The following is a 21,196-nucleotide window of genomic DNA, read 5'->3' on the forward strand; positions in this document are numbered from 1 at the left end:
TCACCTCATGGGAGAACGAAGATGATCGATTTCAAGGTACAGGGAATGACCTGCGGCGGTTGCGTGCGGGGTGTGACGAACGCGCTTCAACGCGTCGATGCGGATGCCGTCGTCAACGTCGACCTGGCGAGCAAGACGGTGTCGGTAAGCTCGGCAGCCGATGTACAGCAACTCAAGCAGGCCATCGAGAAGGCCGGCTTTGTGGTGACGCAATAAACCCGATTTTATCTGAGGGCTTTGCGGGGCGGGCGCGTAAAGGGATTGTGCGGTGATCCGCACGTGCCCGCCTCGCGATCATAAGTGCAGCGGGCCTGTCCACGTTCCGCAGCACAAATGAATGAGGGTGGCAGCGTCATGACCGACATCGAACGCAGCGGGTCCGTGAGCGACAAGGACGCGCGCGAACTGGTCCTCATCACCGGTGCGAGCGGTTTTATAGCCGCCGCGCTGATCGCTAGGCTTGGCGAACGCTACACGGTTGTCGGCCTCGATCGCGCCGGTCCGCCGGACCCGCCGCCGCCCGCGGCGGCGATCGACATAGACCTCGGATCGGACGAAGCGGTCCGCGCCGCGCTCGACGAGGTGCGCGCGCGGTTTGGCAATCGCATCGCCTCGGTGATCCACCTTGCCGCTTATTACGACGTCACGGGCGATCCTAATCCGCTCTATGAGAAGGTCACCGTGCAGGGCACCCGCCGACTGATCGACGGGCTGCAGTCGTTCGAGGTCGAGCAGTTCGTCTTCGCGAGCACGATGCTGGTCCACAAGCCGACCCCTACTCCGGACGAGCGCATCAGCGAGAAGTCGCCCATCGGCGCGTCTTGGGCGTATCCGCAGTCCAAAGTCGATACGGAAGCACTGCTGCACGCGCGGCGCGGGAAGATCCCCGTTGTCTTCCTCCGCGCCGCCGGAGTTTATGACGACGACGGGCGCTCGGCGTTTCTCGCGCAGCAGATATCGCAGATCTACGAGCACCGCCTGATCTCGCATTTCTATCCCGGCATGCTGTGCGCGGCACAGTCATCGGTGCACCGCGAGGACTTGGCCGACGCCGTGTTGCGCCTGGTCGATCGGCGGCACGAATTGCCGTCAGAACTGCCGCTGCTCGTCGGCGAACCCGACCCGCCCGGCTATGCCGAGATCCAGGACATCATCGGGGAGGCGCTCCACGGCGAGGGCTGGAAGACGATCCGCATCCCGCAGCCGCTCGCGAAGGCCGGGATCATCCTGCAGAACGAAGCGCTCGGCGGCGACGACTTTATCCAGCCCTGGATGATCGACAGCAGCAACGACCACTATATCCTCGACATCTCGCGCGCACGGTCGCTGCTCGGGTGGGAACCGAAGCACAGCCTTCGCGACACGCTCCCGGCGATCGTCGCTGCGCTCAAGCGGCATCCGCGGGCCTGGTACCGGAACAACAAGCTCAACGAGAACCTGGTCGCGTGGGATGAAGAGCCAGAGGCCGAGCTTGCGGGGTCTGGCCACCACCAGCCCGCAGCGGCCGCCGGAACGGGCGGCATAGATCACGGCGGGATGGATCACAGCAAAATGGACCACGCGGCGATGGGGCACGGGCCCGGCGCCGCGGTCGCGGCCATGTCGGACCACGGCGGGCACGGCGATCACATGGCCTTGATGGACCGCGATGAGCGCCGCGCACGCTGGGCGCTTTACGCCAACATTGGTCTCGGTCTGTGGCTCGCCTCCAGCCCGCTCATCTATGACTCCATGACCACGCAGAGCGTCGGCGAAGCCGCGCGTTTCGTAACCGTCGATCGCGGGCTGCCTTCGATCGAATGGCGGGCTAGCGCACTGGCTATCAGCGATGTCGTCAGCGGGCTCGCCATCGCGCTGTTCGGCGCGCTGTCGCTCGCCCCGCGCACCAAGACATGGGCGCAGTGGGCGGTCGCGTTCGTCGGCATCTGGCTGTTCTTCGCCCCGCTGATCTTCTGGAGCCCGAGCGCCGCTCAGTACAACAACAACCTGCTCATCGGCTCGGCCGTGATCGCCCTGTCGGTGCTCGTGCCGATGATGCCGGGCATGAGCATGGCGGGCATGATGGACCCCAAGAACATCCCGCCTGGCTGGACCTATTCGCCGTCGACCGATGCGCAACGCCTGCCGATCGTTGCCATGGGCCTGATCGGGCTTCTCACCTCGCGCATCCTGACGGCTTACCAGTTGGGGCACATCGATACCGCTTGGGAGCCTTTTTTCGCTGGTTCGCTGAGTGATCCTCGCAACGGCACCGAGGAGATAATCACTTCGGGCATGTCGAAGGCGTGGCCGATCCCTGATGGGGGCCTTGGCACGATCAGCTACGTGCTCGAGATCCTGATGGCGGTGATGGGCACCCGCGACCGCTGGCGGACGATGCCGTGGATGGTGACCTTCTTCGGCATCCTCGTTATCCCGCTCGGCGTCATCAGCATCTATTTCATTATCAGCCAGCCGATCGTCATCGGCACGTGGAGCACGCTGGCGCTGATCGCCGCGCTCGCCATGCTCATCATGATCCCGTTCGCATTGGACGAGGTCATCGCCATGGGCCAGTTCCTCGCCTGGGCAAAGCGCCGCGGCAAGCCGCTGATCCGCACCTTCTTCAAGGGTGACGCGATTGAGGCGGGGGCCGAGGACGCATCCGACGTGATGGCCTCTCCTTCTGCCTTCTGGGCGGATGCGAAGCGCGGGCTGACGCTGCCGTGGACGCTGGCAGCTAGCATCGCGCTCGGCGTCTTCCTCATGCTGACGCGGGTGACCCTGGGCAACGAAGGCGCAATGGCGAACAGCGACCATGTGGTGGGTGCGCTGGTTATCACCGTCGCGATCATCGCCACCGCCGAGGTCGCCCGCGCCCTGCGCTTTATCAACGTCGCGTTCGGCGCCTGGCTCGTCGCTGCCCCGTTCCTGCTGACAGGGGCCGGCCCCCTTGGGGCGATCGTGTCGGTGGTCGTGGGAATCGCGCTCATCGGGCTCAGCCTGCCGCGCGGCAAGCGCAGCCCCGAACATTATGCGAGCTGGGACAAATACGTAATTTGAGGCCTTACTCGCCTCCAGAGAGGAGGGGCACAGCATGGCGCAGTCCAGGTACCGAGTTCTATCCGGGCGGTCATTCAGGCGGTTATATGGCCGTCGATTATGGCGGTGCGGTTGCCGATGGCCGGGTCAAGAGCGGCCGAGTATGCCGAGATGAACGAGTTCGCGTGAAGCTGCTCCAGGCCGCAGGCGTCGGCGTGAAGTTCGCGATCCATCCGGTTGCGGGGCGCATGCCCGGTCACATGAACGTGCTGCTCGCCGAAGCCGGCGTGCCCTATGACATCATCTTCGATATGGAAGATATCAACGCCGAGTTTGCCAACACCGATGTCGCGCTGGTCATCGGGGCCAACGATGTCGTCAACCCGGCGGCACGCACCGACAAATCCTCGCCGATCTACGGCATGCCCATCCTCGATGCCGACCAGGCCCACCAGGTCTATGTCGTCAAGCGCGGTCAGGGCAAAGGTTATTCCGGCGTCGAGAACCTGCTCTTCTTCAACGAGAATTGCAGCATGGTCTATGGGGATGCCCAGGCGGTGCTGACGCAGATGGTGCAGGCCGTGAAGGATCTCGGCGCGTGACCGTACCCCTTACCCCCGAAATCTGATTCACCACAGGAGAATGGACAATGACCTACGCGACCATCAATCCCTATACCGGAGACACTGTTGCGACCTTTCCCGACGCAACGGACGAGGAGGTGAAGACCGCGCTGGACAAAGCAGACGCGGCTTTCCTCAGTTGGCGCGAAACCTCCTTCGCCGAGCGCGGCCGTATCCTGCAGAATGCCGCAGACATCCTGCGCCGGGACAGCGATGCTTTTGCCCGCCTGCTGACGCTGGAAATGGGTAAGCTGGTCGCCGAAGCGAAGGCCGAGGTGGAACTCTCCGCCAAGATCTTCGAATATTATGTTCGGCATGCGGAAGACCTGCTGAAGCCGGAGAAGCTGCCGGTGCTCGATCCCGCCGAAGGCGAGGCGATGCTGGTGCACGAGCCGCTCGGCGTCCTCCTGGCGATCGAGCCATGGAATTTCCCTTATTATCAGATTGCCCGCATTCTCGCGCCGCAACTCTCGGCCGGCAACACGCTGATCCTCAAGCACGCCTCGAACGTTCCGCAGAGCGCCGCGGCGTTCGAGAGACTGATGAACGAAGCGGGTCTGCCGGAAGGCGCGTTCCAGAATCTCTATGCAACGCGCGATCAGATCAACCTCATCATCAACGATCCGCGCGTTCATGGCGTGGCGTTGACTGGCTCGGAAGCTGCCGGCGCGGTGGTTGCATCCGAGGCCGGCAAGGCGCTCAAGAAGTCGACCATGGAACTGGGCGGCGCCGACGCCTTTGTCGTGCTCGCCGATGCCGACATGGACAAGACGATCGACTGGGCCGTCTTCGGCCGGCACTGGAACGGTGGCCAGGTCTGTGTTTCGTCCAAGCGCATGATCGTCGTCGATGAAGTCTACGACACCTTCCTCGACGGTTATCGCAAGGGCGTAGCCAAGCTCGTCATGGGCGACCCCTCCGACCCCGGCACCACTCTCGCGCCGCTCTCCTCGCAAAAGGCGGCCGACGACATCAAGGAACAGATCCGCAAGGCCGTCGAACTGGGCGCCAAGGCTGAGGAAGTCGGTCCTACAGTGCCGAACAAGGGGGCTTTCGTGCAGCCAACTTTTCTGACCGACCTCGATGAGGGCAATCCGGCCCGTTATTGGGAATTCTTCGGTCCGGTATCGATGCTGTTCCGTGCGAAGGATGAGGACGATGCCGTGCGCATCGCCAACGACTCGCCCTTTGGCCTGGGCGGCTCCGTCTTCACCTCCGATCCTGTCCACGGCGCCGAAGTGGCGAAGCGGATTTCCACCGGCATGGTCTTCGTCAATCACCCGACTAAGGTGGAGGCCGACCTGCCGTTCGGCGGCATCCGTCGCTCGGGCTATGGCCGCGAACTGCTGGGCCTCGGCCTCAAGGAGTTCGTCAATCACAAGCTGATCGATGTCGTCGATATCGACGCGCATTTCTGAGAGAGGAACATCGCCATGGAAAGCACGATGAAAGCCGCGGTCGTCCGTGAATTCGGAAAGCCATTGGTCATGGAGGAAGTCGCGGTGCCCCGACCTGGCGCCGGCCAGATCCTCGTCAAGATCGCAGCCACCGGTGTGTGCCACACCGACCTGCATGCCGCTGAGGGCGATTGGCCGGTCAAGCCCAATCCACCCTTCATTCCTGGTCACGAGGGCGTCGGACATGTGGTCGCGGTTGGCGCAGGTGTGAAGCATGCCAAGGAGGGCGACCGGGTGGGCGTGCCATGGCTATATGATGCCTGCGGCCATTGCACGCACTGCCTGGGCGGCTGGGAAACGCTGTGCGAGGAGCAGCACAATACCGGGTATTCGGTGAACGGCAGCTTTGCCGAATATGTTCTCGCCGATCCCAATTATGTGGGGCATCTGCCCGGCAACGTTTCGTTCGTCGATATTGCGCCGATCCTGTGCGCCGGCGTCACCGTCTACAAGGGCCTCAAGGTAACCGACACCAAACCGGGCGACTGGGTGGTGATCTCCGGCATCGGAGGTCTCGGCCATCTCGCCGTGCAATATGCCAAGGCGATGGGCCTCAACGTCGTCGCCGTCGATGTCGATGACAGGAAGCTCGACCTCGCCCGGTCGCTGGGGGCCACGTTGGCAGTCAACGCCCGTTCGGAAGACCCGATCGCTTTCGTGAAGAAGCAGATCGGAGGCGCGAATGGGGTGTTGGTCACCGCCGTGTCGCCCAAGGCCTTCGAACAGGCGATGGGTATGGTGGGACGCGGCGGCACGGTCGCGCTCAACGGCCTGCCGCCCGGTGACTTCCCGCTGCCGATCTTCGACACGGTGCTGAACGGCGTGACCGTGCGGGGATCGATCGTGGGGACGCGGCTCGATTTACAGGAAGCCTTGGACTTCGCCGGTGACGGCAAGGTGAAGGCCACGATCTCAACCGACAAACTCGAGAACATCAACGACATCTTCTCCCGGATGCACAAGGGCGACATCCAGGGCCGCGTCGTCATCGATTTCGAGCAATAACGAGCCGCTTTTCGATCGGGCGTGTCTTCGTCGATCAGCCGGTCACCGCCGGGGCCGGAGGTCAATTGCCTTTCTGAACGCGTCTCCTCTCACCCTTAGGAGGGAGGAGACGCGCCGGTGGAGGAGAGGCGCCATCCTGAACAGACGAAGGAAGATTATCATGACTACTGGCAAGAAGGTCGCAATCGTCACAGGTGCCGGCCAGGGCATAGGCTTGGCCATCGCGGTGCGTCTCTCCCGGGAAGGCTTCGCCATCGGCTGTCTCGATTATAATGCGGAAACGGCAGAGGCGGCAGCCGATGCAATCATCGCTACAGGCGGTGAAGCACTCGCGGTCAAGGTCGATGTCGCTCAGCGCGATGACGTCTTCAAGGCGGTGGATGCGGTCGTTCAGCGGTTTGGCCGGCTCGATGTCATCGTGAACAACGCAGGCCTCGGACCGACCACACCGATCGAGGAGATCACGCCCGAAATCTACCACAAGGTGTTCGACGTCAATGTCGGCGGCACCTATTGGGGCATCCAGGCGGCGCTCAAGCATTTCAAGGCACGTAAGCCCGAGAAGGCCGGCGATATCGTCGGCAAGATCATCAATGCTTCGTCACAGGCGGGACAGGTTGGCAATCCCGATCTGGCGGTTTACGGCGCGACCAAGTTCGCGATCCGCGGCATCACCCAGACAGCAGCCAAGGATCTCGCACCCCTTGGCATCACCAGCAATGCCTATTGTCCCGGTATCGTGCGCACGCCCATGATGGAGGGCATTGCTCAGAAGGTCGCTGATGAAAATGGCCAGACCCTTGAATGGGGCCTGCAGCAATGGGCGAAGAACGTAACGCTCGGGCGCATCTCTGAGCCGGAAGACGTGGCAGCCTGCGTATCCTTCCTTGCTGGCCCGGACTCGGATTACATGACAGGGCAAGCCCTGATTATCGACGGCGGCATGGTCTTTAACTGAGGCAGAGGTTCGAAGACGATCCTGTTTCGGCAGGCTCGTCTTGGTGCAGCTGTCAGATGCTGGGAGGCATGCGATGCATGCAATGGTCCTGAATGCGGTCGGTCAGCCGCTCGTGTGGACCGAACTTCCGGATAGAAGGCGTCACCTCAAGGTTTGTGCGCCAGACAACTACAAGGGTTCCTGGGGCGCGCCTTCATGCATGGCGGCCTCAACCATCTGGCATTTTGAAGGGGGAAACATGATTTTGGCGTTTAGGGTGGCAATGGCCACAGCACTGGCGATGCCGATCGCGGTCGCCGCCCAGCCTGCATCGCGCTTCGCGGATACGAAGGCCGTGGAGGCAGTACTGTCGCAGTACAAGGCGGCGATTGAAAAGCTCGATGCGAAAGGAACAGAGCGACTCTTCGCGGCCGACTCCCAGATATTCGAAACGGGTGGCTCGGAGGGAACCTACGCGACATACCTCGCCCATCATCTTGGGCCAGAGCTGGCAGCCTTCAAGTCGTTTACATTTTCCGACTACAAGGTGAAGGTTCGCTTTGAGGGTCCGGTCGCACTTGCCACCGAGACCTACCGCTATCGGATCGAGCCGAAGAACGGGGCTGTTGCCGAACGTATTGGCGTCGCAACCAGCGTCTTAACGCGCTCGGGGAGCAGCTGGAAGATCATCAGCATGCACAGTAGCGCTCGCAAGCCGAAAGGCTCCTGATCGGTCAAGATCACATTGCGCCCGGACCCAGCTTCAGGGGTCGGCAATATGGCCGCTACTGCTTCTTCGCTGGATTCGGCGTAGCCGACTGCGGTGTCGCATTTGTAGAATTCGTCGGGTGATCGTGCTCCGGTATGCCAGCATAATGGTTCATCTGATCCTCGGAGATGTCCGACGTTTCCTCGCTGCTGCCACAAGCCGTTACGGCCAGAGGTAACAGAAACATGGCTGTGATAATCGCCCTCGATCTTCTCATAACAGAATACCCTTCGATGCCGATCTGAACCCATCATAGCGGATTCCGGAGTGATCGCGCGCACTATTCCGATTTGATGGCGCGCAGTATTCCGAGGCGATCGCGCGCAGTTTGGGGTGACGTGAGGCCTGATCGTTGGGACCAGTTTCCTGGCTAAGCAGCCAGGAGGATTGGATGCCGACGAGGAGGGTTGTGATGCGCCACGTGCGCGAGATTCTGAGACTGAGCCTGGATGCGAGGCTCTCGACGCGGTCGGTAGCCAAGCTCGTCGGCGCGAGTCCGACGAGCGTGCGTGATACGCTGAAGCGGTTTGAGCGGTCGGAGCTTTGCTGGCCGGTGCCGGGCGAGATGAGTGACGCGGATTTGGAGGAGCACCTCTATGGCGTGTCTGGCGTAAAGCCGGGGCGCCGTAGGCTGGCAGAGCCGGACTGGTCGGTGGTGGCGCGCGAGCTAAAGCGCAAGCACGTGACGCTGCAGGTGCTCTGGGAGGAGTATCACGCCGAGCATCCTGACGGCTACCGCTACAGCCGGTTCTGCGATCTGTTTCGCCGCTGGGAAGGTCGCTTGCCCCTGGTCATGCGCCAGAGCCATGTGGGCGGCGAGAGGCTGTTCCTCGACTACGCCGGCGACACGGTGCCGGTCGTGATCAACCGGCGGACTGGCGAAATCCGCGGTGCCCATATCTTCGTCGCGGTGATGGGCGGCTCCAGTCTTTCGTTTGCGCTGGCGACGTGGACCGAGCAGTTTCCCGACTGGATCGAGGGCAACAATGCCGCCCTGGCTTTCTTTGGCGGCGTGCCGCAGCTGCTCGTTCCCGACAACGCGAAAGTGGCAGTGATCAAGGCGTGCCACTTCGATCCCCAGATCAACCGCAGCTACACCGACATGGCGCGTCATTACGGCACGGCCGTCCTGCCAGCGCGACCGCGCAAGCCGCGCGACAAGGCCAAAGTGGAAGCGTGCGTCGGGATTGTCGAGCGCTGGCTGCTGGGCAGAATGCGCAACCGGATCTTCTACAGCCTTGCCGAGGTCAACGCCGCGATCGCCGAGTGCATGGCCGATCTCAACGACCGACGAGTGCTGCGTCAGTTTGGCAAGACGCGCCGACAGCTGTTCGAAGAGATCGACGTCCCCAATCTCAAGCCATTGCCGTCAGAGCCTTGGATCCACGCTGAATGGCGGCGTTGCCGCGTCGGGCTCGATTACCACGTTGCGATCGAGCGGCATCATTACTCGGTGCCACATCGCTTCGCCCGCCGCGAAGTTGAAGCCAGGTTCACCGCCCGTACGGTCGAGATCTTCCTGAATGGCGAGCGCATTGCTGTGCACATGCGCGGCAGCGGCAATGGCCGGCACACCACTGTGCCGGAGCATATGCCTTCCAGCCATCGTCGCTATGGCGAGTGGACACCGGCAAAGATCCGCCAAGAGGCACAGCGGATCGGGCCGATGCTGTCCCTGCTGGTCGAGAAGGTCATCGAGGCAAAGCCCCATCCCGAGCAGGGCTACCGCTCGTGCCTGGGCATCATTGGGCTCGAGAAGCGCTTTGGCGCCGAGCGCCTGGAGGCCGCAGCGCTACGTGCCCTGGAGATCCAGGCCCGCAATTATCCTTCGATCAAGTCGATCCTCGAGAAGGGCCTGGACCAGGTGCCTGTCCCCCAATCCCCCGAGCAAGAGCCGATCATCCACTCCAACATCCGCGGCTCGAGCTACTACAACTGAAGGAGCATCAATGCTGAAGCACCCCACACTCGACCTGCTGAGCCAGCTTGGCCTGGACGGCATGGCCAAGGCCTTTACCGACCTGGCAGCCAACGACGAGGCCACCAACCTAAGCCACGCCGAATGGTTGGCGTTGCTCCTCGATCATGAGGCGACATACCGGAACGATCGGCGCCTGCTCCTGCGTCTGCGGCACGCCAAGCTGCGCCACCGCGCCGTCCCTGAGGACATCGACCACCGGGCTCCTCGTGGTCTTGACCGCCGGCTGCTCGACATGCTGCTCAAAGGCGACTGGATCGCCCGTCACGAAAACTGCGCCATCATTGGTCCAACCGGCATCGGCAAAAGCTGGCTTGCATGCGCGATCGGTCACAAGGCATGCCGCGACAACCGTTCGGTCCTCTACACGCGCCTGCCGCGGCTCATCGACGAACTGACGGTGGCCAAAGGTGATGGCCGTATTGCCGCCCGCATGAAGAGCCTCGCGAGGGTCGAGCTACTCATCTTGGACGACTGGGGCCTTCAGCCGCTCGACGGGAACGCCCGACACCATCTGCTTGAGATCCTGGAAGACCGCTACGGCCAACGCTCCACGCTCGTCACCAGTCAGCTCCCGGTGGCCCGCTGGCATCAGACGATTAATGATCCAACCTATGCCGACGCGATCCTGGATCGCCTCGTGCACAACGCTCACCGCCTCGAGCTCGAAGGCGAGTCCATGCGCCGGCCAGCAACACCATCCGCCGCTTGACCAAGCCAACAACATAGGTGACATCGACAACCAACGATCAGCCGCTTCAACTGCGCGCGATCAAATCGGAACGCTGCGCGGCATCAGATTGGAATGCCTGCGCGCGATCGTCGGAATCAGCACGCAGTCTGACGATAGCGGTCCTAGTCGTCATTGCGGCTGGTTTTTCGTACTTGGCTGGCGCGTCTTTTGGACTGTGGTGACCGTTGCAGGTCACCACTCCTTCACATCATCCGCTGCTTCTGCACTGGCACCTTGGGCTCCCTTGGTGATCGCGTCCAGACGTCCCCTAGAGCCGGTAATCTTCTGGCGACCGGCCGCCTGAGCCCTTTGCACCTCTTCATGAAGATCGCCGGCACCTACGCGGGGCACTGAACCGGAACCTCCGCCGCCGGTCTGTGCCCGGCCGCGCACTGAGCCTGCGCTTGAGATAGCCGGTCTGGATACGGGCAACCCGGGGGCGAGTACGAGCCGATCGTCGATTCCGTCGCGAAGCTGCTCAGCATAGCTTTTAATGAACTTTGCCTGCAATGCTTGGCCTTCCGGACTGAGCTGGAAAGTGACGTCGTCGAACCGCGCGTTGCCGTAGAAATCGCGGTTGCTCTCAATCTCGGCCAGACCCCATTCTCGGTAGGCTTGGGACAGATTGAGACTGCCTGCAGCGCTGTTACCCTCGAAGAAGGACGCCTGGCTCTCGAGACGATTGGCAAGCTCCTCGGCCCGGCGGGCTTCGATCGTGAAGCTCTGGGCTTCCGTTAGAGAAGCATTCATCCCGCTCGCGGTGCTTGAGATCGACGAGCTTGATGAGGTGCTGACCGAGCGAACGAACCCATCGCGGGTGCTCGACCAATTGCGGCTGTCAGACATCTGGGATAGGTTCCCAAAGATCCGGGAGCGGTCTTCGGACGCGATGCCGATGTCGCTGTCGGTCCATGTGCGTGTCCCACCGCCTTTCAGGCCGACGTTGGCCGAAGCTACTCCGTTTGTAATACCAGCTTTGGCGCCGGCCTCGCCCCCGAGGAACCAGGCCGTAGAGATGTCATCGGCCGCTCTGCGCGATAGCCCGAATTGCCGCTGCAGATTGGTCGATGCCTGGTCGACCTCGCTGAATGCAGTCTGGATGCTGTCGGAGTTCGAGGTGCCGCTCGCACTCTCGAAGGATGCGCCTTGGCTGAATTGGTCCCTGAGCTCGCGGAACTTCGTGACAGCGCTGGCCGTCGATTCCGTTGCAACATTGGCATAGGTCTCGCTGTTGGCGCGGGACTGTGACGCCATCGTCGAAAGGCGCGCCGTGAAATCCTGGCCCAGCGTCGGCGTGAAGGGATAGCTGGAGGTCGGGACCTGGTCGTAACTGCCGTCCGGAAAGCTCGTGGTCATTGCCCCAGTGTCGCTGAATGTCCGCGTCTGCGGCGCACCGTAGGTGAAGCTCGGCGCAATCGTTCCTTGTGCGAACTGGCGGGTGAGGACGCTCGAGTTTTCGAAGCTGGTGTTGCCGAGCGAGACGTTGCCGGTACTCGCCTCCCGGGCCGCTTCCTCGGCCGCGTTCTGGCTCGGGTTGAGGTAGCTTGTGGCGTGGTGGGAAATCGCCATGGCGCCCTTGGCCACACCGCCTGCCAGGAACGGCACCGATGCGATGAGATAGCCAGCTAGCAGACCGATATCGCTGTTGACGTCGGCCATGCCGGTAAAGCTCGCCAGGCTGAGCCCGTTGCTGCCCGTGACCGCGCTCATGTCAGCCGCGCCCTTGTACATCAGCATCATGTGGAGGATCACAAACAACGGCCCCCAGGCCGCGAGGTAGAAGAAGCCCGTCACATAGCCCTTGAGTGCGACGGGTCCCGTCTTGGGGAGCAGGAACAGCGGGAAGAGCACCGGAAACAGTGCGTAGAAAAGCACTGTCAGCACGACGTTCAGGAGTGGGACCCACTTCATCGCGTTACTTGCGATTGAGCCATAGGTCCGCTCGGTCTGAATGTCGGCGCGGGTCTGGGCGTAGACGTCGACATTGCCCGCGCCGCTGGTGCCGGACATCGAATGCATGGCCTGGCTCATCGCGTTGATGGTCAGGGTCTGCTTGAAGATCTCGGTCGCGTTGGCCGAGACGCCGGTCAGGTACTGATAGGCCACCGGCAGGTCAGCAAAGAGCTTGGCCTTGGCGAGCGCGGCTGTCTGGTTGGGGTAAAGCTGACGGCCGAACACAGATCCCATCGCGTCGACCAGCCCGGTCCATTGCGCATTGAGCGTGTCGTAGGCCTCGCGGCAGGTGACAATGCTCGAGCTCACCTGGCCTGAAGTGGCATCCCTGATCAGGAAGCGTTGCGCGCGCGCCTGGCTCCCCGGGGCGATCGTCGCCCAGATGTCGCCAGTTTCCGCGAGCTCCTTCATCGAGTAGCGGCCGAGCAGCACGTCGTAGAACACGCACTGCCGGAAATGCTCGTCGAGATTGGCAGCAAACTCCGGATCGGAAATCCGCAAGGACCGGGTCGCCTCGTAGAGCCTGGCGCCGTAGATCATCCCGTTTTTCGAATAGTTGAGATCTCCGGGCAGGCCGAACACCACTTCTGCCGAGCCCGTCAGATAGTCGCCGACCTGGCTGGTAAAGCTCGCCATCAAGGCCAGGCCGAGCGGGACGTTGCTGACATTGGCCGGGGCAAGGCTCGGGTTGAGCCGGTCGGTCACATGGACATCGAGCCGCGGCACCATGAGGCAGGAGTAAATGAGCGTTGCGCCCAGGAACCAGTTGATCCAGGCGCGCCAGTCCTGATTGAATGCAAGGGTGAGGGCAGACAGGCCAAGCCCCATTACCATCACCACCTGGAGCAGGCTCTTGTAGCCCCCGTTGCCGGTCCAGGCGGCGACCGCCTGGAAGACGTTGACCAGATAGTCCCCGCCGCCGACCGTGAAAATCTCGACCATGTCTGTTGTCCTGCCTCGATGTGGTTGGCCCGGTCAGTGGGTGAGGGCGCGGCTCTGGACGCCGCGCGACCAGTCCAGCGATGCGGCCATTCCGGGCGACATCGAGGCGGCCAGCACGTTCTCGATGAACGCCGTCTTCTCGATGATCTGCAGCACCGCATTGACCTTGAGATGCGTGTTGGCCTGCCGGTCAGCGAGAGCCTGACGCACGACATTGACCTGGTTTTGCCACATCGCGATCTTGGCTTCGTCGGCCCCGATGAAACTCGACATCGAGCGGCCCGCCTCGCTGACGATCCGGTCGAGCACGGCAAACAGCAGATCGACACTGGCGATCTCGGCCAGGGTCTCCCGGTCGTCGGTCGGCATGCCCCGGCCATAGGCGGCCTGGACGGTCAGGATCTTGTAGAGCGGGATGGACGCAACCTGCAGCAGTTCCTTCTGCTCTTCGCTGATCGCGGTGTCGTCGCGGATCGCCTGAACCATGCCGCCGATAAGCGCCGCCACCCGCGGCCGCAGCGCTTTCGATGCCGGCAGGCTCAGCGACTTGAAGCCCGGGTTGAGGCACTTTTCCGGCTCGTCGCAGTCGAATATGAGGACGTTGCCATTCGCGGTGCCATCCAGCAGCGAGGTGACGAGCGTAGACGAGGCTTCGCCGACGATCGGCACGAACTTGCCCGGCTCATCGTCTTTGGGCGGCACGTAGATGATCGTGCCCAGCAGCGTCATGGCATATTCGGCGAGCTCCTCGTCGAAGCGGCCTCCGGGCGAGAAGAACGCCGACTTCTTGAGGATCGTCCAGGTGTAGTTGCGCGGCACCCCGGGATTGACGTCATCATATTTGCCGGAGCCTTGCGCGGTCGTGCTCGATCGCTGCCCCTTGGTGCCACACCCATGCTTGGCCGCGGCATAGTCGGTGAAAATCCCTTCGGAGTTGCCGATCGCTTCGCAGATCGCCTTGTCGGCAAGGTCGCCCTTGGGCCAGATCCCGCCCACCAGACCCTGGGCCATCTCGCAGGAGTTGATGTTGAGGTTGTTCATGAGCTGAGCCTTCTGGCTGAACTCCTGCATGATCTTCGAGCATTCCGGGCAGACCGTGTCGATCGCTAGGCTGAAGGCAAAGCCGACAGCGTTGTTCGCGACTGCCTTCAGCATCGCGACGATCTCGCTCGCGTTGATGAAGCTGAAGGACCCCGCAAAGATGTCGATGCCGCCGCAACCGGCGCGAGCGCGCGGCAACTGCAGATTGGCGATGTTGGTCGTCTTCTGCGGGAACCGCGTCCAGACATTGCCGAGGCTGTAATAGCCGGCCGACTGCCCCTGGAACGCGGTCGGTCCGTTGACGTTGGCAGCGCCCCCGACGTCGCTCAGAAACGAGTCCATCGAACTGCCGACGTCGGCCGATGCGCCAGACAGAGGGAGGGCGAAGGGGAGGGCGGCTGCAAGAAGCGCAGCGACGGCTCTTTTCATCCTAGTAGTCACGTCCAGCTTCCTTCGATGTGAGGAGGTAAATCCGGTCCTGAAGCTCGTCGGCGCTCATGACGCCGTAGCCGATCGGGATGGGGCGGCCGGTCTGCGCGTCCCAGAGCACGACCGCTGGCGTGATCTTGGGCTCGAGCCCCATGCGGCTGCGCTGGTTGGTCTCGACCGTGTAGTTCGGGAAATGTCGCGACGGGCCGCCATCGGTCGAAATCGCGCGCACCGCGATATGCCAGGTCGAGGCAACGCTCTGCACGATCGGCGACATGACTTCGCAGGCGCCGCAGCTCTGGGCGAAGAAGTAGAAGAGCCCGTAGCGCTCGGAGAGCTGGGCCATCGCGGCGTTCCGTTCAGCGCTTCGCGAATCCTGCCATTGGCGCTTGCCGAGCGTCGAGACCGGGCGCTGCAGCGTGTAATCGAGCTCCGGATCCTGCCAGATCGCCCGCTGCCAGACGTCGCTGAAGAGCGACGCGCGGTCGAGCTGCGCGCGCTGGAACCGGATATAGGCCGTCACATTTGCTGGCGTCGGCTCGAGGATCGCCTTGGCCTTCAGTTCGCGCAAGGTCGCCGTAATCGCGTCAAGTTGGCTGGCCGCACTGGCCGGAGGCGTTGGCAGGGGTGCATTCTGTTCCGGCGGCTTGGGCCGCTCGCAGTAGAACCAGTATCCGAGCCGCCGCTCCTCGCAATAGAAGCTATCCTGGCGCTCGGTCGGCTGGGCGCTGGGCGGCGCATCGGTCCGGCTTGCGACCGGCTGGGCGGTCGCCGGAGAAAACTGGCAAACGGAATTGGCAATCGCGCAGGCGGCAAGCAGCCACCACGCGGCCTTACTGGCGGGCGCGGGCATAGTAGTCCTCGATCTTCTGTTGGATGTCCTGGGTTGCCTGCAGCTCGTCAGGCAGGCGGGCGGCGCCGGTAAATTCGGCGTAGACCTCGCTGAAATCCATTTTCGAGAGGTCGAGCCGGGCAAACTCGTCGATGGTGAAGCCTTGGCATTGCTCGGTCTTCGGCTTACCCCAGGGCTTGTTCAGCTGCTGGCGGCCTTGCTCCTGCAGGATCCGCGAAAGTTTGGATTCAAAGCAGCAGTAGACCTTGCGCTTGGTCAGGCACACGCCAAGGAACGACGAGGAGCAATAAGTGCCGACGTAGGCGCACAGACCCTGCGCATCCTTCTGATGCAGCAGCATCTCCTCGCGGCTGCAGCCCAGCGCCACGAGCAGCTGGATGCCCGGGATAAGCGGGAAGCCCTTGCCCTTGCAGCAGTTGAGCACGCCGAAGACCTTGGACCAGCAGCTTTCCCGGGTCCCCTTGAACAGAGTGAGGTTGTCCGGATCGAATTCGCGGCGCGCCTGGTTCATCGCATTCAAGGCGACGGCCGCGTCCTTGAACTCGTCGTTGGCCTCGCGCTGGATGGTCTCGCATGAACCATCGATGCAGTAGACATCGCCATCGCAGATGAACTGGTTAGTGTTTGCAGGCTGGTCCGGAACGGGGCAATCGTAGACCCGCTCCCAGGTGCGGCAGGGCTCCCCCGCGAGGCAGTCTTCGCGCACCAGCTTGCAGCCCGGAGTGGCTTCAATTGTCTGGCAGTCCTGTGCCTCGGTGAACTGCGCACAGCTGTAACTGCGGCTCCACGCCCAGCACGGCTGCGTCACGGCGATGCCATCGACGATGCGGGTCACCGGATCGCTGTCCGTGCACGTCTCGGTGTCTTGCTGGCACGAGGTATCAGCCGCAAAACCAGCACACTGGCTTTCATCGCGCGTGGTCGTGACGACGTTCTCGCCTGTCACCGTGTAGGGTGTCGCGCCATCGACCGGCGCCGTGCAACTGACGAGATCAACCCTCAGATCGCCCGAGTTACAACCCCAGTAGATCCCGAAATAAGGATCGCACAGGTTGATCGGATAGGACTGCGTGACCGTGCATTGCGGCGCGGGGTAGCGGTTGCAATTGTAGACCGAAGCCGGATCGACCCCGCTGCCGCCTACGCAATAGTAGCCGTAGACCTGCCGCTGCTCGACACGCGCGGTTAATGTCACGGGGCAGGTCCGCGTTTCCTGTGTCGCCGTATAACCGACGTTGCAGGTCGCCATGTAGCGCGCCGCGGTTCCGCTGGCCGACGGCAAGGGCACGCAGCGCCCCTGTGAGCCGCCAATGGCCATTCCGCTCGTATAGGCGAGCGGGTCGTCGCTGATCACATTGCTGCGCGCGATCGTTGCGTCGAGATCCTGTGGCGCAAACCGGGCGCGCCGGTCCATCGAATCCCGCATGGCCTTGTAGCCTGTGTTGGTCGTCGCCTGGCTCGCCGCTTCGCGGCTCATCCGGTCAGGATCGTCGAAGTAACCAGACTGGCTCGGCGTGCCGCGGAAATTGGGAATGCGGCTCGCATCGGGGTTCGTCGTTGCCGCGCTTTGCGCCGAGGCTGCCTTGTCCCGTCCGAAAGCCTTGCCGTCGGCCTTGGCAGCATCAGTTGTGGTTTGGGCGTGGAGCGGGCCGACGAGGGCGAGAAGAAGCGCGCCCACGCCAGCGAGAGAGAGGACCGATCGTTTCATGGAACCTGCCTTTCAAGACGGGCGAGGTGCTGGGCGGCGAGCAAAGCGCCGGGGCCGCCGCCGCGCGCGAAGGTCTCGAGCGCGTAAGCTGCGCTGACATTGCCGCTCATCCGGTCGTGCGGCGGAACTTGCGTCCGGCAGTCGAACCCGTCGCATAGATCGAAGTCGCTGCTGGTGACGACGTAGGTGGGAACCGCCTCGATCCCGAAGGCGCGGAACAGCCGCGGGTCGATGCCGACGCCGTCCAGCTGCTGGCCGGGCTTGGCAACTTTGGCCAATGCCGCCGTGAGAGCCTTGACGCTGTTGCCGGGCAGCCCGCGCAAGGCAACAACACCGCCAGCCTTGGTCACGTCGTCGATCATCGCACGCAGCGCTGCAGGCGGCATCGATAGCGAAGCAAAGGCGATGAACCTCGGCGCCTCGCCCATGCCTTCGCTGGTCACGGCGCCTGCATCGGCCACCATTCGGTCAAAATCGAATGTGCTGGCCTCACCAGGCTTCGCCTTTGCGGCGGCCTCACGCATGTAGCGGCGAGCGTGCGCCTCTGCCTCGTCGGAGCTGGTCCTCGCCTCCCGCGCCAGGGCTTCGGCTCTGGCGCGGGCATTGGCAGACAGCGCGTCGGCATCGGGGGCACCAGCACTGGCCCGCGCCCGGATAGCGGCCAGATCGAGGTCCGGTTCGGCCGTCTGCGCCGAGGCGCCAGCCAAAGCAGCAAGGCTGGAAAGCGATGCGACGACAAGAAGATGAGGGAGTTTATTCATAGTGCACAGCAATTCCGCTTGCGCCAGACCAGGTAGCCCATGTCCTCGCCAATGGCGGGATAGACCTGGCCTGCCGACATGAAGGTGGTGGAGGCACCAATGGGCGCGCAGGCGTAGCGGCCCTTGGTCTGCGGATTGGGATTGGTGGCCTGGAAGCGGTACTGCTGCTTGCGCATCACCGGCATCAGGTACTTGCCGCAAAGCCCTTTGCTGCCCATCGTCCCCCAAGCGACCAGTTCGCGGTGGAGCTTGTAGGAGAAACGGGCGAGCGCGAGCCGCGATGCCTGCACATGGCCGATCGTTGCCGAGACATTGCCGTTGAGCGGATACATCGTGCCCTGGCAGCCCGCGCACCAGAACAGCTCATCGGTCGGCAGCTTGGCCGTTGCCGCCACGCAGTCCGCTGCACATGCGGCAAGCGCCAAGGGATTGGCGAAGAGGACCGCCTCGGGATTGATGATCGCGGTGAGCTCGCTGTCCTGCCACACCGGATCAATCTCGGTGATGTAGAGGATGTCGATCGAGCCGGACTCGAGGCACAGGAAATCGGCGACGATCTCCATCCAGTAGATCAGCGGATAGGCATACCAGTGGACATGCCACTGCGAGTTGTACTGGGTGTTGCCGCCAACCGCCGATGGCCCCGCCATCGACTTGAAGCCGATGTCGAATCCCGGATCGAGCTTCATCCCGCCGAGATTGACGAAGCACCATGGCTTCATGCTGACGTCGGCAAGCCGGACCGGCTCCCAGAACCCCATGGCTATGCCGGGCCGCAAACCGCAGAGGCAAACAGGGAGAGCCGGGTTGCTCGGATCGGGACGGCTCGACGGCCAGATCTTCAGGCCACCGATCGAGATCGGAAACAGGCACGACCAGCAGATGTCCGTGATCGGATTGACGAACTTGCCAGTGCAGCGCCCGGGGCCGGCCGCAGCCTGGGCAGGAGCACTGGACACGACGCTCAGGCTGGTGAGCAGAAGTGCTCCGCAAAGCCATGACAGAAGGCGTTTTTTCTTGCTCATGACGGCGCACGCTCCTTGAGAGGCACGGGCTGTTCGGTGATGATGAGCGCGCGGCCCTGCTGCTCGACGGTTGCGGGCACCGCGCGAATGCCAAAGTGTTTCACCAGCGTGCCGCCCTGATCGAAGTAGAAGCGCCGCTGACGGGCCTTCATGAGTTCGAGCGGCGCACCGGCTACGAGGATGAGCTTCGCCTTGGTGCTGGCAAAGCGGCGGGTGGCCCAGGCGAGCTGCGCCGGGTCGTCCCCGTCGAGAAAGACGAGGGGTGCGCGCAGCGGCACGGTATCCAGAGGATTGACCCGCGTGCCTGCGGCAATGATGACCCGGCCCTTGTCGTCGGCAATGTCGCGCGGGGCGGCGATCGTCGGATCGAAGCGCCAGCTGCGCAGCGCCGAGGCGAGGGTAACGCCCGCGACCGGCTCTGGCCGGTTGACCCGGGCGATTGTCCGCCGCTTCAGCTCTTCGTTGAGACGGGCCGTTTCGCCGGTCTTCTCAAGCTGGGTGAGCCTGGCATGGATCTGCTGAAGCAGGTCCGGTTCGATGACCGGCCATACCGCGCCGTGCTGGCCGTAATCGCGAGCCATTGCCTGTGGTGCGATGGCCAGCGCCAGCGCAGTGGTGCAAACCGGCAGAGTGAGGAGCCTCACAGGATTGGCCTCCCGACCCCGAGTATGCGCGGTCCACAGATCCAACCGATCGCGGCATAGCGACTGTCAAAGCCATCCTTGTGTTCGCTGGTGACGAAGTAGCAGCCTTTCGGCACGCGCCCCGTAGGTCCAAGCGCCAGCGGTTCGCCGAGGCGGCTCTCAAGCTTGGCCTTGGCCACGGCCTCACCGTTGACGAAGTAGATGCGGTTTTGCTCGGTGATGATGTCGCCCGGAACACCGCTCACACGCTTGCCGAACGGCTTGGGCTTCGCCCCGAAATGCTTGACCAGCAAAGGCGAGGTGGGCGGGTCGAACAGGATGATGTCCCCGCGATGCACGGGTGCCCCCCGCGTGACCCAGATGGCCCAGTAGGGCAGGCTGGGGCTCACATTGATCATAAGCGCATGGCCCTGCGCGAAGGCGGCAAGCGAGGAGAGCGCCAGTGCCCCGGCGCCGAGCCCACCCCAAAGCACGAGCCGGCGCGCCGAAGCTGAGCGGATCAAGAGATCAGCGGGCAGCATCGGGAAGGGCTCCCATGCGGCGCACGACGTCGGCACGCACAGACCCGGTCAGGTCCGGCGTGCTCCCGGCGACCACTGCTTCGGCAACCAGAACTGTCCGGCCTTCGCGTCCGAGCTTCTGTACCGAGGCTTCCACGGCCTTGAGGTAGGCCTGGACGCGCAGTCTGGTTTCTTCAGGCGGCCGACCGGCACGCGCTTCGGCTTCGATGAAGTCGCCCATGATCCGGCTCAGCTGGACCGTGACGACCTCGCGTTTTTCAAGGGTGAGCAGCTTGTCCGTCGCCCAGACACCCCACAGCACCTGACCGACCATGCCAGCGCCGACCACGACAGCGGTGAGATTGATCGCTGAAAGCCGCACCCGCAGGCTTGATGTTGCCAGAATGTTCTTCACAGCTTTTCTCCCGAAAGTTCGCGGTCGAGATCGCGGATGAAGCGCGGCATGCGCCACACGACGACGAGCGTCGCGAGACCGATCAGAACGAGCTTGCACTGGCCGAGGAATGTCACGCGCCGTGCGAGGTCGGCCGCCAGGAAGCGGTCACCGAGATTGGCAACATGGGCGAAGAAGGCATCGGGACTGCCGCCTGACAACAGCAGGAAAAACAGCAGCGGCAGGCCCAGCGCCATCAGATAGGATGAGCCGAGAAACAGGCAGCCGCGAAGCAGGATGTAGCAGCCATCGGCCATGCGCGAGCGAAAGGTCTGCACCTGCGGGCTGACGGGCTGTTCGTCTTCGGACGGGTCGGTCCGGTCGAACGGAGTGACGAGGTGGAGAGGCATAGAGATGGGGATC

Annotated in this window: 18 protein-coding genes and 1 pseudogene; 9 read left to right on the plus strand and 10 right to left on the minus strand. The window is 63.1% G+C overall.

Annotation, left to right across the window (positions count from 1 at the left end):
- The first annotated feature begins 21 nt into the window (after nt 1-21).
- The 9 genes and pseudogenes from ACAX61_RS11325 (at nt 22) to istB (ending at nt 10,502) form a co-directional block, all read left to right on the plus strand.
- On the plus strand, nt 22-216 hold the full coding sequence (locus ACAX61_RS11325; protein ID WP_230187306.1) for a heavy-metal-associated domain-containing protein: 195 nt from the start codon (nt 22-24) through the stop codon (nt 214-216).
- Between the two features lie 138 nt (nt 217-354).
- On the plus strand, nt 355-3,042 hold the full coding sequence (locus tag ACAX61_RS11330) for a vitamin K epoxide reductase family protein (protein WP_370714827.1): 2,688 nt from the start codon (nt 355-357) through the stop codon (nt 3,040-3,042).
- Nucleotides 3,043-3,212: 170 nt separating this feature from the next.
- Nucleotides 3,213-3,623, plus strand: a pseudogene (locus ACAX61_RS11335) (NAD(P)(+) transhydrogenase (Re/Si-specific) subunit beta); the annotation flags it as partial.
- 47 nt (nt 3,624-3,670) lie between these two features.
- Nucleotides 3,671-5,062, plus strand: a complete 1,392-nt coding sequence (locus ACAX61_RS11340; protein WP_037475975.1) for an NAD-dependent succinate-semialdehyde dehydrogenase — start codon at nt 3,671-3,673, stop codon at nt 5,060-5,062.
- Between the two features lie 15 nt (nt 5,063-5,077).
- Nucleotides 5,078-6,106, plus strand: coding sequence for an alcohol dehydrogenase AdhP (gene adhP / locus ACAX61_RS11345; protein ID WP_370714828.1), 1,029 nt, complete (start codon nt 5,078-5,080; stop codon nt 6,104-6,106).
- A 160-nt stretch (nt 6,107-6,266) separates the two neighbouring features.
- Nucleotides 6,267-7,064 (plus strand): (S)-acetoin forming diacetyl reductase, encoded by a 798-nt coding sequence (locus ACAX61_RS11350; RefSeq protein WP_088184705.1) that lies wholly within the window; start codon nt 6,267-6,269, stop codon nt 7,062-7,064.
- A 73-nt stretch (nt 7,065-7,137) separates the two neighbouring features.
- Nucleotides 7,138-7,773, plus strand: coding sequence for a YybH family protein (locus tag ACAX61_RS11355; RefSeq protein WP_239556198.1), 636 nt, complete (start codon nt 7,138-7,140; stop codon nt 7,771-7,773).
- Nucleotides 7,774-8,224: 451 nt separating this feature from the next.
- The gene (gene istA, locus ACAX61_RS11360; RefSeq protein WP_370714829.1) at nt 8,225-9,751 is read left to right on the plus strand and encodes an IS21 family transposase; all 1,527 of its coding nucleotides are present in this window, start codon (nt 8,225-8,227) and stop codon (nt 9,749-9,751) included.
- A 10-nt stretch (nt 9,752-9,761) separates the two neighbouring features.
- Nucleotides 9,762-10,502, plus strand: coding sequence for an IS21-like element helper ATPase IstB (gene istB / locus ACAX61_RS11365; RefSeq protein WP_370714830.1), 741 nt, complete (start codon nt 9,762-9,764; stop codon nt 10,500-10,502).
- A 213-nt stretch (nt 10,503-10,715) separates the two neighbouring features.
- Here istB and ACAX61_RS11370 read toward each other — a convergent pair whose 3' ends face one another.
- The 10 genes from ACAX61_RS11370 to ACAX61_RS11415 are packed head-to-tail and all read right to left on the minus strand — an operon-like array spanning nt 10,716 to nt 21,183.
- Entirely contained in the window at nt 10,716-13,418 is a 2,703-nt protein-coding gene (locus ACAX61_RS11370; RefSeq protein WP_370714831.1) for a conjugal transfer protein TraG N-terminal domain-containing protein, read from the minus strand.
- A gap of 33 nt (nt 13,419-13,451) precedes the next feature.
- Nucleotides 13,452-14,888: a conjugal transfer protein TraH gene (locus ACAX61_RS11375; RefSeq protein WP_370714981.1), complete on the minus strand. Its 1,437-nt coding sequence runs from the start codon at nt 14,886-14,888 to the stop codon at nt 13,452-13,454.
- Nucleotide 14,889: 1 nt separating this feature from the next.
- On the minus strand, nt 14,890-15,741 hold the full coding sequence (traF, locus tag ACAX61_RS11380; protein ID WP_370714832.1) for a conjugal transfer protein TraF: 852 nt from the start codon (nt 15,739-15,741) through the stop codon (nt 14,890-14,892).
- The gene (traN, locus tag ACAX61_RS11385; RefSeq protein ID WP_370714833.1) at nt 15,722-17,449 is read right to left on the minus strand and encodes a conjugal transfer protein TraN; all 1,728 of its coding nucleotides are present in this window, start codon (nt 17,447-17,449) and stop codon (nt 15,722-15,724) included. Before traN ends, traF begins: the two co-directional genes overlap by 20 nt.
- Nucleotides 17,446-18,156 carry a type-F conjugative transfer system pilin assembly protein TrbC gene (trbC, locus tag ACAX61_RS11390; protein ID WP_370714834.1) on the minus strand — a complete coding sequence of 237 codons (711 nt, stop codon included), beginning with the start codon at nt 18,154-18,156 and terminating at the stop codon, nt 17,446-17,448. The genes traN and trbC overlap by 4 nt, the downstream gene beginning before the upstream one ends.
- 50 nt (nt 18,157-18,206) lie before the next feature.
- Nucleotides 18,207-19,235: a conjugal transfer pilus assembly protein TraU gene (gene traU / locus ACAX61_RS11395; protein WP_370714835.1), complete on the minus strand. Its 1,029-nt coding sequence runs from the start codon at nt 19,233-19,235 to the stop codon at nt 18,207-18,209.
- Nucleotides 19,232-19,879, minus strand: a complete 648-nt coding sequence (gene traW, locus ACAX61_RS11400; protein ID WP_370714836.1) for a type-F conjugative transfer system protein TraW — start codon at nt 19,877-19,879, stop codon at nt 19,232-19,234. The genes traU and traW overlap by 4 nt, the downstream gene beginning before the upstream one ends.
- Nucleotides 19,876-20,400, minus strand: coding sequence for a S26 family signal peptidase (locus tag ACAX61_RS11405; RefSeq protein ID WP_011445813.1), 525 nt, complete (start codon nt 20,398-20,400; stop codon nt 19,876-19,878). Before ACAX61_RS11405 ends, traW begins: the two co-directional genes overlap by 4 nt.
- Nucleotides 20,387-20,794, minus strand: a complete 408-nt coding sequence (locus ACAX61_RS11410) for a type-F conjugative transfer system protein TrbI (RefSeq protein ID WP_370714837.1) — start codon at nt 20,792-20,794, stop codon at nt 20,387-20,389. Before ACAX61_RS11410 ends, ACAX61_RS11405 begins: the two co-directional genes overlap by 14 nt.
- Nucleotides 20,791-21,183, minus strand: coding sequence for a hypothetical protein (locus tag ACAX61_RS11415; protein WP_370714838.1), 393 nt, complete (start codon nt 21,181-21,183; stop codon nt 20,791-20,793). The genes ACAX61_RS11410 and ACAX61_RS11415 overlap by 4 nt, the downstream gene beginning before the upstream one ends.
- Between the last annotated feature and the right edge of the window lie 13 nt (nt 21,184-21,196).

It is taken from the genome of Sphingomonas sp. IW22 (genome assembly GCF_041321155.1).
Taxonomy (GTDB): Bacteria; Pseudomonadota; Alphaproteobacteria; order Sphingomonadales; family Sphingomonadaceae; genus Sphingomonas.

Coding starts and splice junctions, on each gene's coding strand:
- istA (WP_370714829.1), top strand. CDS start 8,225: ATGCGCCACGTGCGCGAGATTCTGAGACTGAGCCTGGATGCGAGGCTC.
- ACAX61_RS11415 (WP_370714838.1), bottom strand. CDS start 21,183: ATGCCTCTCCACCTCGTCACTCCGTTCGACCGGACCGACCCGTCCGAA.
- traN (WP_370714833.1), bottom strand. CDS start 17,449: ATGAAACGATCGGTCCTCTCTCTCGCTGGCGTGGGCGCGCTTCTTCTC.
- ACAX61_RS11355 (WP_239556198.1), top strand. CDS start 7,138: ATGCATGCAATGGTCCTGAATGCGGTCGGTCAGCCGCTCGTGTGGACC.
- ACAX61_RS11330 (WP_370714827.1), top strand. CDS start 355: ATGACCGACATCGAACGCAGCGGGTCCGTGAGCGACAAGGACGCGCGC.
- ACAX61_RS11325 (WP_230187306.1), top strand. CDS start 22: ATGATCGATTTCAAGGTACAGGGAATGACCTGCGGCGGTTGCGTGCGG.
- ACAX61_RS11370 (WP_370714831.1), bottom strand. CDS start 13,418: ATGGTCGAGATTTTCACGGTCGGCGGCGGGGACTATCTGGTCAACGTC.
- ACAX61_RS11350 (WP_088184705.1), top strand. CDS start 6,267: ATGACTACTGGCAAGAAGGTCGCAATCGTCACAGGTGCCGGCCAGGGC.
- ACAX61_RS11340 (WP_037475975.1), top strand. CDS start 3,671: ATGACCTACGCGACCATCAATCCCTATACCGGAGACACTGTTGCGACC.
- adhP (WP_370714828.1), top strand. CDS start 5,078: ATGGAAAGCACGATGAAAGCCGCGGTCGTCCGTGAATTCGGAAAGCCA.
- traU (WP_370714835.1), bottom strand. CDS start 19,235: ATGAGCAAGAAAAAACGCCTTCTGTCATGGCTTTGCGGAGCACTTCTG.
- ACAX61_RS11405 (WP_011445813.1), bottom strand. CDS start 20,400: ATGCTGCCCGCTGATCTCTTGATCCGCTCAGCTTCGGCGCGCCGGCTC.
- traF (WP_370714832.1), bottom strand. CDS start 15,741: ATGCCCGCGCCCGCCAGTAAGGCCGCGTGGTGGCTGCTTGCCGCCTGC.
- istB (WP_370714830.1), top strand. CDS start 9,762: ATGCTGAAGCACCCCACACTCGACCTGCTGAGCCAGCTTGGCCTGGAC.
- ACAX61_RS11375 (WP_370714981.1), bottom strand. CDS start 14,888: ATGAAAAGAGCCGTCGCTGCGCTTCTTGCAGCCGCCCTCCCCTTCGCC.